We start from the raw sequence: 11,386 nt of genomic DNA, 5'->3' as shown, positions 1-11,386 counted from the left end.
TGTGGACGGTGGCGACGCCGTGACGGGCGGCGAGACGGGCCAGGGTCACTGCACACTCCGGGGGACTCCGGGCCGGCCGCGCTGCCGGGGGCGGTGGGTTCGCTGGTCAGGGGGGCCGCCACGGCGAGGGGCGGCTCACTGGTGAGGGGTGACGCGTCGGGCAGCGGCGGCTCGCTGGTCAGCGGTTCACCGGCCTGCGCCGACTGCTGGGGGATGCGTATCCGTCCGAGGTGGCGGGCGGTCGTGGTCACGGGGGTCTCCCGATTCGTCTCGACAGGTTCGACCTGGGCAACGACAGAGCCCTACCCAGCGCACCTCGTTTTACCGGCGGAACGTGGCGAAGTGACGTCACCTCGCCGACGGCTCGCCGGGCAAAGCCGACACATCGGCCACGCGCATTGACACCCCAGTGCGACGGGTGGTGGGCTCGTGATTCATTCGTGACCAACCGGCGGAGCCGCCGGGTCCTGCCGAAGGGAGACCGCTCGTGCACCTCGGGCGCAGGAAGCGCACCGCGACGGCCGTCGCCGCCGCCGTCATCGGCGGCCTCCTCGGCGNNACGCCCTCGCCGCCCTGCGCGAACTCCTCCGGGCCGCCGGGGTACGGACCGTCCGCACCGGCCTGCCGGGCCGGGGCCCGGTCCTGCGGGTCGCCGGGCCCTCCGGCGACGGCTCCGGCTCCGGCTCCGGCGCGGAGGCGGCACTGGCCGCGCTGCGCGTGCCCGAGCGCCTCGATCTGCCGCGCGGCGGCTACCGGCTCGCGACGGGCCGCTTCCAGGGGCGGGACACCGTCGTCCTGGACGGGGTCGGCGAGGACGGCCTGTTCCACGCCGTCCAGACGCTGCGTCAGCTCATCGGCCCCGGCGGGGAGATCCCCGGGGTCGTCGTCCGCGACTGGCCCGGCACGGCCGAGCGCGGCGTCACCGAGGGCTTCTACGGCCGCCCCTGGACCCTGGACCAGCGGCTCGCCCAGCTGGACTTCCTGGGCCGGACCAAGCAGAACCGCTATCTGTACGCGCCCGGGGACGACCCGTACCGCCAGGCGCAGTGGCGCGAGCCCTACCCGGCCGCGCAGCAGGACGAGTTCCGGGCGCTCGCCGAGCGGGCCCGCAGGAACCACGTGACGCTCGGCTGGGCCGTGGCGCCCGCCCAGTCCATGTGCCTGGCCTCGGCCGGCGACGTGACGGCGCTGACGCGGAAGCTGGACGCGATGTGGGAGCTCGGGGTGCGCTCCTTCCAGCTCCAGTTCCAGGACTCGTCCTACGACGAGTGGCACTGCGACAAGGACGCCGACGCCTTCGGGCGCGGACCGGAGGCCGCGGCCACCGCCCACGCGCGCGTGGCGAACGCCGTCGCCGCGCACCTCGCCGAGCGGCACCCGGACGCCGAGCCGCTGACGGTGATGCCGACGGAGTACTACCAGGACGGCACGACCGCGTACCGCACGAAGCTCGCCCAGGAGCTCGACGCGGAGGTGCGGGTGGCGTGGACGGGCGTCGGCGTCGTGCCGCGCACGATCACCGGCGGCGAACTGGCGGGTGCCCGCAAGGCCCTCGGCGACCACCCGCTGGTCACCATGGACAACTACCCGGTCAACGACTACGCGCAGGACCGGCTGTTCCTCGGCCCCGCCACCGGCCGGGAGCCGGGCGTGGCCGCCGGTTCCGCCGCGTTCCTCGCGCACGCCATGGAGCAGCCCGCGGCCTCCCGCGTCCCGCTCTTCACCACCGCCGACTACGCCTGGAACCCGCGGGGCTACCGGCCCCGCGAGTCCTGGCGGGCGGCGGTGGACGACCTCGCGGGCCCGGACCCGGCCGCCCGCGAGGCGCTGCGCGCCCTCGCCGGGAACGGCTCCTCGTCGATCCTGGACCCGGCGGGCGAATCGGCCTATCTGAAGCCGCTCCTGGCGGCGTTCTGGGCGTCCCGCACGAGCACCGGCGCGGCCGGCACGGCCGCCCGGGAGAAGGCGGCGCGCGAGCTGCGGGACGCGTTCACGGTGATGCGCCGGGCCCCCGAGCGGCTCACGGCCACCGCCGACGGGACCCTCGACGACGAGACGGGTCCCTGGCTGGAGCAGCTCTCCCGGTACGGCCGGGCGGGCGAGACGGCGGTCGACATGCTCCTCGCCCAGGCGCGCGGCGACGGCGCGGCGGCCTGGCGGGCGCAGCTCGCCCTGGAGACGCAGCAGAAGGCCCTGAAGGCGGGCCGGGTGACGGTCGGCCCGGGGGTCCTCGATCCGTTCCTCACGCGCGCGGTGAAGGAGTCGGCGGCCTGGACCGGCGCCGACCGGACCCCGGCGTCGCGGGCCGACCGCGCCCCCGGCTCGTACACCGTGCGGCTCGACCGGGCGCGGCCCGTGGAGGCCCTGACGGTCATGACCGAGCCGGACAGGGCCGGCGACGCGCGCGTGGAGGCGTACGTCCCCGGCGAGGGCTGGCGGCCGCTCGGCCCGCTGTCGGCGTCCGGCTGGACGCAGACGGAGCTGAAGGGGCTGAAGGCGGACGCGCTGCGGGTCGTGTGGAGCGGCGAAGGGCCGGTGCCCGAGGTGCGCTCGCTCGTGCCGTGGTTCGCGGACGGGCCGCGCGCCGGTCTCGACCTCGCCAGGACCGAGACGGACGCGGAGATCGGCGGCCCGGCGCAGCGGGTGGACGTGGAGCTGACGGGCCGGCGTGCGGGCGAGGTCCGCGGGGAGCTGACGGCGAAGGCCCCGAAGGGGATCGTGGTGCGGCTGCCGCGGCAGGCCGTGGTGGAGCGCGGCGCGCGGACGAGCGTCCCGTTGGAGGTGTCGGTGGCGGCGGGCGTGCCGGCCGGCTCGTACCGGGTGCCGGTGTCCTTCGCGGGCGAGGAGCGGGTCCTGACGGTGCGGGCCTTCCCGCGGACGGCGGGCCCGGACCTGGCGCGGGCGGCGACGGCCTCCTCCTCGGGCGACGAGACCCCGGACTTCCCGGCCGCCTCGGCGGTGGACGGCGACCCGGCGACCCGCTGGTCCTCCCCGGCGGAGGACGGCGCCTGGTGGCAGCTGGAGCTGCCCGAGCCGGCCCGGATAGGGCAGGTGGTGCTGCACTGGCAGGACGCGTACGCCTCCCGCTACCGGGTCCAGGTCTCCGCCGACGGGCGGATCTGGCGGACGGCGGCGACCGTCGCGGACGGCAAGGGCGGCCGGGAGTCGGTCCGGATGGACGCGGCGGACACCCGCTTCCTGCGGGTGCAGGGGGAGACGCGGGCGACCCGGTTCGGGTACTCGCTCTGGTCGGTGGAGACGTATGCGGTGGCCCCGCCGGAAGCACCCGAGGACACGCCGGAGGAGCGACCCGCCCCCTGAGGGGCGCGCCGCTCCGTACCGAAGGCCCCCGCGTACACGAATCGCGTACGCGAAAGGCCCGGCTCAACTCGTCGTCAGCGCCCTCACGGGGGTGTCTGCGACGGAGTCGATCCGGGCCATCACGTCCTCGGCGCCGTACGGTTCCAGGTACGGCAGCCAGCGGGGGTCCCGGTGGCCGGTCCCGATGATCCGCCAGGCCAGGCCGGTCGGCGGGGCGGGTTGGTGCCGCAGCCGCCAGCCCAGCTCGCGCAGGTGCCGGTCGGCCTTGACGTGGTTGCAGCGGCGGCAGGCCGCCACCACGTTCTCCCAGGCGTGCGTGCCCCCGCGGCTGCGCGGGATGACGTGGTCGACGCTGGTGGCGACGGCCCCGCAGTACGCGCAGCGCCCGCCGTCGCGCGCGAAGAGCGCTCGGCGGGTCAAGGGAACGGGCCCCCGGTAGGGGACCCGCACGAAGCGCTTCAGTCGCACCACGCTGGGAGCGGGGAGGACTTGGGTCTCGCTGTGCAGGAAGGCGCCGGACTCCTCGAGGCAGAGAGCCTTGTTCTCCAGTACGAGGACGAGTGCGCGGCGGAGCGGTACGACGCCGAGCGGCTCGTACGACGCGTTGAGGACCAGGACATGCGGCACGGATGCCTCCTATGACGCCGGCGGCGCGTGGCTCGCGCCGGGACGAACTGCTCTCAGTTTCTCCTCATGCCCGGTCGCGGCGCCACCACGTACCGGGATCGGGGTGGCGGCCCCGGAGTGTTCTCGACCACATCGGCATCTCTCCCCGGTATGTGCCCAGGTGAGGTCCGTCTCTCCCTCGAACAGGGCTACGGGAGCACATCCGACGCCCCGTTACTGTGGATGGCCTGCGTACGCGATGCCTGGAGGTTGTCCCGTGTCCTGGTCCGCCCTGGCGGCTGCCACCGAACCCGAACCGATGCCGGTGACCCTGGACGAGGCCGCGGAGAGGGCCACGAGCGCGGCGAGCTGGGTGGAGGAGAACTGGTCCACCTGGCTGAACACCGGGTTGCGCATCCTGCTGATCCTGGTCGTCGCGCTGCTGCTCCGGATGGCCGTCCGGCGGGCCCTGACGAAGCTGATCGAGCGGATGAACCGCTCGGCGCAGGCGGTGGAGGGGACGACGCTCGGCGGTCTCCTCGTCAACACCGAGCGGCGGCGGCAGCGCTCGGAGGCGATCGGGTCGGTGCTCCGCTCGGTGGCGTCCTTCCTGATCCTGGGCACGGCCGCGCTGATGATCCTCGGCGCCTTCAAGATCGACCTGGCGCCGCTGCTCGCCTCGGCCGGTGTGGCCGGTGTGGCGATCGGTTTCGGCGCGCGGAACCTGGTGACGGACTTCCTGTCCGGTGTCTTCATGATCCTGGAGGACCAGTACGGCGTCGGCGACTCGATCGACGCGGGCGTGGCCTCCGGCGAGGTCGTCGAGGTGGGCCTGCGGGTGACCAAGCTGCGCGGGGTGGACGGCGAGATCTGGTACGTGCGCAACGGCGAGATCAAGCGGATAGGGAACCTCAGCCAGGGCTGGGCGACGGCGGGCGTGGACGTGACCGTCCGGCCGACGGAGGACCTGGACGCGGTGAAGGCCGTGATCACCGAGGCGGCGGACTCCATGGCGAAGGAGGAGCCCTGGGACGAGCGCCTGTGGGGTCCGGTGGAGGTGCTGGGTCTGAGCGAGGTGCTGCTCGACTCGATGACGATCCGGGTCTCGGCGAAGACGATGCCGGGCAAGAAGCTGGGCGTGGAGCGCGAGCTGCGCTGGCGCATCAAGCGGGGTCTGGACGAGGCCGGCGTCCGGATCGTGGGCGGGATACCGCCCCAGGCCGAGGAGGCGAAGGCCGACCCGACGGCCGGCATGGCGGCCCCGTCGGCCTTCGCCTCGACGACCTCGCCCCAGTCGGCGGCGGCGACCCCGCTGCCGAGGCCGGACCTCTCCAAGTAGGTCCCTCCGTTCTCTTCGCGCCCCCGCGGGTAACTCTTCGGTTGCCTTCGGGGGCGTGTCGCGTTCCCGGGTATTGACGCCCCGGTGACGGCCGCCTTACCTTCCTCCCAACCGAATAGGAAACTTTCCTAACAGTGTGTGTCACCGTACGAGGGCAGGTGCGACCGTCATGGCCGGTACGACTCCCGGAACCCCCGGCACCCCGCGCGTCCTGCGGGCCATGAACGACCGGGCCGCCCTGGACCTGCTCCTGGAGCACGGCCCCCTCTCGCGGACGCGGATCGGGAAGCTCACCGGGCTGTCCAAGCCGACCGCCTCCCAGCTGCTCGCCCGTCTCGAAGCGGCCGGGCTCGTCGTCGCGACCGGTACCACCGAGGGCCGGCCCGGGCCGAACGCGCAGCTGTACGCGGTCGACGCGCGGGCCGCGTACGCCGCCGGGCTCGACGTCGACCAGCACCGCATCCACGCCGCCGTCGCCGACGTCACCGGCCGGATCGTCGGCGAGTACGAGCTCCGCACCCCCGGCCGCTCCGCCTCCGGAGTCGTCCGCCAGGTCACCGACGCCCTCGACGGGGCGGTCAAGGCGGCCGGGGTCACCCACGCGGACGTGCGGCGCCTCGTCATCGGCACCCCCGGCGCCTTCGACCCGGCCACCGGGCGGCTGCGGTACGCCTCCCACCTGCCCGGCTGGCACTCCCCCACCCTCCTGGAGGAGCTGGCCGCCGCCCTGCCCATGCCGTTCGAGTACGAGAACGACGTCAACCTCGCCGCCCTCGCCGAGCAGCGCCTGGGCGCCGCCCGTGGCCACTCCGACTTCGCCCTGCTGTGGAACGAGGGCGGTCTCGGCGCCGCCCTCGTCCTCGGCGGGCGGCTGCACCGCGGCTTCACCGGCGGCGCCGGCGAGCTCGGCTTCCTGCCCGTGCCCGGCACCCCGCTCGTACGCCAGGTCACCAAGGCCAACTCCGGCGGCTTCCAGGAGCTCGCGGGCATCCAGGCCGTCCCCCGGCTCGCCCGCGAAGCCGGGATCGAGACCCCCGACCACCCGTTCGTACCGGTGGTGAGCGGGCTCCTTTCCCGGGCCGCCGAGACCCATGAGGACGACCCGCGGTACGCGGAGCTGCTCGACCGGTACGCCGAGCGCCTCGCCGTCGGACTCGCCTCCCTCGTGACCGTCCTCGACCCCGAACTGATCGTGCTCGCCGGGGACGCCCTCGTCACCGGCGGCGAACCCCTCCGCGCGCGCGTGCAGTCCGAACTCGCCGACCTCGCCCCGTCCCGGCCGCGGCTCGTCCTCTCCGCCGTACGCCGGAGCCCCGTGCTGCGCGGGGCCCTCGAAAGCGCCCTCGCCACCACGCGCGACGAGGTCTTCGACACCTCGCGCTGACCGTCCCCCGTTCCACCGAGCCCGCAACCCGCCCCCGCAGGGAGACCCCGTCATGCCCGTACGTCCGCGCAGAGCCGCCGCCGCGCTCGCCGCCACCGCCTCGATCGCCCTCTTCGCCTCCGCCTGTACCGGCTCCGCGAACAACGCGGCCGCCGACGACCCCAAGGCCGAGACCACCATCACCTTCTGGCACGGCTGGTCGGCGCCCGCCGAGGTCAAGGCGATCGAGGACAACGTCGCCCGCTTCGAGAAGGCCCACCCGAACATCAAGGTGAAGGTCGTCGGCGACATCAACGACGAGAAGCTCGGCCAGGCGCTGCGCGCGGGCGGCTCGAACGGGCCGGACGTCGTCTCCTCGTTCACCACCTCCAACGTCGGCAAGTTCTGCTCCTCGGGCGCGCTCGCGGACCTCAAGCCCTTCATAGAGAAGTCGAAGCTCGACCTGGACAAGACCTTCCCGAAGGTCCTCCAGGAGTACACCCAGTTCGAGGGCAAGCGCTGCTCCCTGCCGCTGCTCTCCGACGCGTACGGGCTGTACTACAACAAGGACGCCTTCCGGAAGGCCGGGCTCGACCCCGAGGCCCCGCCGAAGACCTGGTCCCAGTTCACCCAGGTCGCCAAGAAGCTGACGAAGCCGAAGGGCGACTCGTACGAGCAGCTCGGCTTCATGCCGAACTACCTCGGCTACGAGACGGTCGTCGAGCACTACATGTCGCAGTGGGACCACACGTACTTCACCGAGGACGGCAAGTCGAACGTCGCCAAGGACCCGGCCTTCGCCGAGATGATGACGTACCAGAAGTCCCTGGTGGACTCGCTCGGAGGGTTCGAGAAGCTCGACAGGTACCGCACCGCCTTCGGTGACGAGTGGGGCACCAAGCACCCCTTCCAGACCGGCCAGGTCGCCATGCAGCTGGACGGCGAGTGGCGGCTGAACTTCATCAAGAACGCCGGCGTGAAGTTCGACGTCGGCGTGGCGCCGCTGCCGGTCGCGGACGACGAGATCGCCGAGTACGGCAAGGGCTACCTCTCCGGCACCATCATGGGCATCGCGCCGCAGAGCAAGAAGCAGAACGCGGCCTGGGAGCTGGTCAAGTACATGACCACGGACACCGACGCCGTGGTGAGCTTCGCGAACGCCATCGGGAACGTGCCCTCCACCTTCGAGGCGCTCAAGTCCCCGAACCTGAAGTTCGACAAGCGCTTCGACGTCTTCCTGGACATCGCCAAGCACCCGGAGTCCACCACCATGGACAACGCGGTCAACGGCCCCGCCTACCAGGAGACCCTCTCCAGCCTCGCCCACAAGTACGAGAGCGGCCAGGTCACGGACCTCAAGAAGGGCCTCGCGGACGCCGCGGCCCAGATCGACCGCGACATCGCCGCGGCGAAGTGACGGCCGGTACCCCCTCATGAGCACGGACACCCTGCCCGCGAAGGCGGCGGCCGCCCCGGCCGCCGCCTCCCCGGAGGCGCGCAACACCCTGCGGTCGAAGCGCCGGCGCAACGCGCTGCGCACCGCGCTGTTCATGTCGCCCTGGCTGATCGGATTCGGCTTCTTCTTCGCCTATCCGCTGATCTCCACCCTGTACTTCTCGTTCATGCGGTACGACGGCCTCAACCCGCCGACCTGGCGGGGCTTGGAGAACTGGACGTACGTCTTCTCCGACCTGCCGAAGTTCTGGCCGGCCATGCAGAACACCCTGTGGCTGGCGGTCGTCATGGTGACCTGCCGGGTCGTCTTCGGCCTCGGCGTCGGCATGCTGATCACCAAGATCAAGACGGGTGCCGGGATCTTCCGCACCCTCTTCTACCTGCCCTACCTGGCCCCGCCCGTGGCGGCCACGCTCGCCTTCGTCTTCCTGCTCAACCCCGGCACCGGACCGGTCAACTCGCTCCTCGACGCGGTCGGCGTCCCCGCCCCCTCCTGGTTCAACGACGCGGACTGGGCCAAGCCGGCCCTCACCGTCCTCGCCGTGTGGGGCATCGGCGACCTCATGGTCATCTTCATGGCCGCCCTGCTCGACGTACCGAAGGAGCAGTACGAGGCCGCCGAACTCGACGGCGCGTCCCCGTGGCAGCGGTTCCGCTACGTCACGCTGCCGAACATCTCGCCGATCGTGCTCTTCGCGGTCGTCACCGGGATCATCGGCGCGATGCAGTACTACACGCAGCCGATCGTGGCCTCGAAGGTCGCCTCGGGCGTGATGGGCGGCTCCGGCGCCCCCTTCCAGCCCGGCTATCCGGACGACTCCACGCTGACCCTGCCGCAGCTCATCTACAGCCTCGGCTTCAGCCAGTTCAACTACGGCGCGGCCTGCGTGGTGGCGCTGGTGCTCTTCGCACTGTCCATGGCCTTCACCGCCCTGCTGATGCGCAGGCGCGGCGGCCTGATCGGCTCGGGTGACTGAACCATGACGACCGCAACCGCTCCCGTCCGGACCGTGGCGAGCCCGGCCCTGAAGCAGGCCCGCCGCAAGGCGCTGCTGCACTGGATCGCCGTGCACGCGCTCGGCATCGCCGCCGCCCTGTTCTTCGTGCTGCCGTTCGTCTTCGTCCTCCTGACGTCCCTGATGAGCGACCAGCAGGCGCTCACCCGGGACCTGACGCCGAACTCCTGGCACTGGGACAACTACGTCCGGGTCTTCCAGACCGAGGGCTTCCTGACCTGGTGGAAGAACTCCCTGCTGTACGCGGGGCTCGGCACCGCCCTCGTCGTGGTGTCCTCGATCCCCGTGGCGTACGCGCTCGCGAAGTTCCGCTTCCGCGGCCGGCACCTGTCGCTGCTGCTCGTCATCTCGATGATGATGCTGCCGCCGCAGGTCGTGATCATCCCCATGTACCTGTTCTGGGCGAAGCAGATGGACCTCTCCGGCACCCTGTGGCCGCTGATCATCCCGATGGCGTTCGGCGACGCCTTCGCCATCTTCCTGCTGCGCCAGTTCCTGCTGACCATCCCGAACGAGTACGTCGAGGCCGCGCGGATCGACGGGTGCGGCGAATTCCGCACCCTGATCCGGGTCGTGCTCCCGATGGCGAAGCCCGGCATCGCGGCCGTGGCCCTGTTCCAGTTCTTCTACTGCTGGAACGACTACTTCGGGCCGCAGATCTACGCCTCCGAGAACGCGGCCGCCTGGACGCTCAGTTACGGCCTGGAGTCCTTCAAGGGCGCGCACCACACCGACTGGAACCTGACCATGGCCGCGACCGTCCTGGTCATGGCCCCCGTGATCCTCGTGTTCTTCTTCGCGCAGAAGGCGTTCGTCGAGGGAGTCACACTGACCGGAGTGAAGGGCTGAGTCATCACATGAAGCTCGCTGTCGTGGGGGGCGGGTCCACCTACACCCCCGAACTGATCGACGGATTCGCGCGGCTGCGCGACACCCTGCCCATCACCGAACTCGTCCTCGTCGACCCGGCCGCCGAGCGCCTCGACCTCGTCGGCGGACTGGCCCGGCGGATCTTCGCCAAGCAGGACCACGACGGGAAGATCGTCACCACCGGCGACCTCGACGCCGGGGTCGAGGGCGCCGACGCCGTCCTGCTCCAGCTGCGGGTCGGCGGACAGGCCGCCCGCGAGCAGGACGAGACCTGGCCGCTCGAATGCGGCTGCGTCGGCCAGGAGACGACGGGCGCCGGTGGTCTGGCGAAGGCGCTGCGGACCGTGCCGGTGGTGCTCGACATCGCCGAGCGGGTCCGCCGGACCAACCCCGACGCCTGGATCATCGACTTCACCAACCCCGTCGGCATCGTCACGCGCGCGCTGCTCCGGGCCGGGCACAAGGCCGTCGGCCTGTGCAACGTCGCCATCGGCTTCCAGCGGAAGTTCGCGAAGCTCCTCGACGTCGCCCCCTCCGAGGTCCACCTCGACCACGTCGGGCTCAACCACCTGACCTGGGAGCGGGCGGTACGGATCGGGGGACCCGAGGGCGAGGACGTGCTGCCCCGGCTGCTCGCCGAACACGGCGACGCGATCGCCGGCGACCTGCGGCTGCCGCGCCCGGTCCTGGACCGGCTCGGCGTCGTCCCCTCGTACTACCTGCGGTACTTCTACGCGCACGACGAGGTGGTGCGCGAGCTCGGCACGAAGCCCTCGCGGGCCGCCGAGGTCGCCGCGATGGAGCGGGAGCTCCTGGAGATGTACGGGGACCCGGCGCTCGACGAGAAGCCTGCGCTGCTCGCCAAGCGCGGCGGCGCCTTCTACTCGGAGGCGGCCGTGGACCTGGCGGCCTCCCTGCTGGGAAGCAGCAGCGGGCCCGAAGGGCCCTCCGTTGAGGGTGGTGGTGGGAGACGGGTGGGCGGGGGTTCGCCGTACCAGGTGGTGAACACGTACAACAACGGCACGCTGCCGTTCCTGCCGGACGACGCCGTCATCGAGACGCAGGCGGCGGTCGGCGCGCACGGCGCCACGCCGCTGCCGGTCGCGCCGGTGGACCCGCTGTACGCCGGTCTGATCGCGAACGTCACGGCCTACGAGGACCTGGCCCTGGAGGCGGCGCTGCACGGCGGCCGCGACCGGGTGTTCAAGGCGCTGCTCGCGCACCCGCTGGTCGGGCAGTACGCGTACGCCGACGGGCTCACCGACCGGCTGATCGCGCACAACCGGGAGCACCTCACGTGGGTGTGAACGGGGGGTTGAACGGGGTGCTCCTCGCGATCGACGCGGGGAACAGCAAGACCGACGTCGCGGTGCTCTCGCAGGGCGGGAACGTCCTGGGTTCGGCGCGCGGCGGCGG

The 11,386-nt window shown here is 72.2% G+C and carries 8 protein-coding genes and 2 pseudogenes; 8 read left to right on the top strand and 2 right to left on the bottom strand.

Annotated elements, in window-relative coordinates:
* Window positions 1-251 (bottom strand): hypothetical protein (locus tag CCN56_RS31685; RefSeq protein WP_086831342.1); only part of this gene is annotated, 251 nt, incomplete at its 3' end.
* Between the two features lie 310 nt (window positions 252-561).
* Here CCN56_RS31685 and CCN56_RS31680 point away from each other — a divergent pair.
* A pseudogene (locus CCN56_RS31680) lies at window positions 562-3,321 on the top strand (beta-N-acetylglucosaminidase domain-containing protein); the annotation flags it as partial.
* A gap of 63 nt (window positions 3,322-3,384) precedes the next feature.
* Here CCN56_RS31680 and CCN56_RS31675 read toward each other — a convergent pair.
* The gene (locus CCN56_RS31675) at window positions 3,385-3,948 is read right to left on the bottom strand and encodes an HNH endonuclease (protein ID WP_086831340.1); all 564 of its coding nucleotides are present in this window, start codon (window positions 3,946-3,948) and stop codon (window positions 3,385-3,387) included.
* 256 nt (window positions 3,949-4,204) lie between these two features.
* On the opposite strand from CCN56_RS31675, the gene CCN56_RS31670 reads away from it, so the two are divergent.
* The 7 genes and pseudogenes from CCN56_RS31670 to CCN56_RS45095 all read left to right on the top strand — a co-directional run.
* Window positions 4,205-5,266: a mechanosensitive ion channel family protein gene (locus tag CCN56_RS31670; protein WP_373412926.1), complete on the top strand. Its 1,062-nt coding sequence runs from the start codon at window positions 4,205-4,207 to the stop codon at window positions 5,264-5,266.
* Between the two features lie 169 nt (window positions 5,267-5,435).
* On the top strand, window positions 5,436-6,650 hold the full coding sequence (locus tag CCN56_RS31665; protein ID WP_086831339.1) for an ROK family transcriptional regulator: 1,215 nt from the start codon (window positions 5,436-5,438) through the stop codon (window positions 6,648-6,650).
* Window positions 6,651-6,702: 52 nt separating this feature from the next.
* Window positions 6,703-8,046, top strand: a complete 1,344-nt coding sequence (locus CCN56_RS31660) for an ABC transporter substrate-binding protein (RefSeq protein ID WP_086831338.1) — start codon at window positions 6,703-6,705, stop codon at window positions 8,044-8,046.
* 16 nt (window positions 8,047-8,062) lie between these two features.
* The gene (locus tag CCN56_RS31655) at window positions 8,063-9,061 is read left to right on the top strand and encodes a carbohydrate ABC transporter permease (RefSeq protein WP_086831337.1); all 999 of its coding nucleotides are present in this window, start codon (window positions 8,063-8,065) and stop codon (window positions 9,059-9,061) included.
* A gap of 3 nt (window positions 9,062-9,064) precedes the next feature.
* Window positions 9,065-9,949: a carbohydrate ABC transporter permease gene (locus tag CCN56_RS31650; RefSeq protein WP_086831336.1), complete on the top strand. Its 885-nt coding sequence runs from the start codon at window positions 9,065-9,067 to the stop codon at window positions 9,947-9,949.
* A gap of 8 nt (window positions 9,950-9,957) precedes the next feature.
* The gene (locus CCN56_RS31645) at window positions 9,958-11,277 is read left to right on the top strand and encodes a 6-phospho-beta-glucosidase (protein WP_086831335.1); all 1,320 of its coding nucleotides are present in this window, start codon (window positions 9,958-9,960) and stop codon (window positions 11,275-11,277) included.
* A pseudogene (locus CCN56_RS45095) lies at window positions 11,268-11,386 on the top strand (ATPase); the annotation flags it as partial. The gene CCN56_RS31645 and the pseudogene CCN56_RS45095, both read left to right, overlap by 10 nt.

The organism is Streptomyces sp. NRRL B-24572, from assembly GCF_002156145.1.
Lineage (GTDB): Bacteria > Actinomycetota > Actinomycetes > Streptomycetales > Streptomycetaceae > Streptomyces > Streptomyces vietnamensis.
This window is presented reverse-complemented; position numbering and strand designations above follow the sequence as displayed.

Bases quoted from the DNA above. Each gene is read 5' to 3' on its own strand.
- CCN56_RS31650 (WP_086831336.1), top strand. From the start codon at position 9,065: ATGACGACCGCAACCGCTCCCGTCCGGACCGTGGCGAGCCCGGCCCTG.
- CCN56_RS31645 (WP_086831335.1), top strand. From the start codon at position 9,958: ATGAAGCTCGCTGTCGTGGGGGGCGGGTCCACCTACACCCCCGAACTG.
- CCN56_RS31660 (WP_086831338.1), top strand. From the start codon at position 6,703: ATGCCCGTACGTCCGCGCAGAGCCGCCGCCGCGCTCGCCGCCACCGCC.
- CCN56_RS31665 (WP_086831339.1), top strand. From the start codon at position 5,436: ATGGCCGGTACGACTCCCGGAACCCCCGGCACCCCGCGCGTCCTGCGG.
- CCN56_RS31655 (WP_086831337.1), top strand. From the start codon at position 8,063: ATGAGCACGGACACCCTGCCCGCGAAGGCGGCGGCCGCCCCGGCCGCC.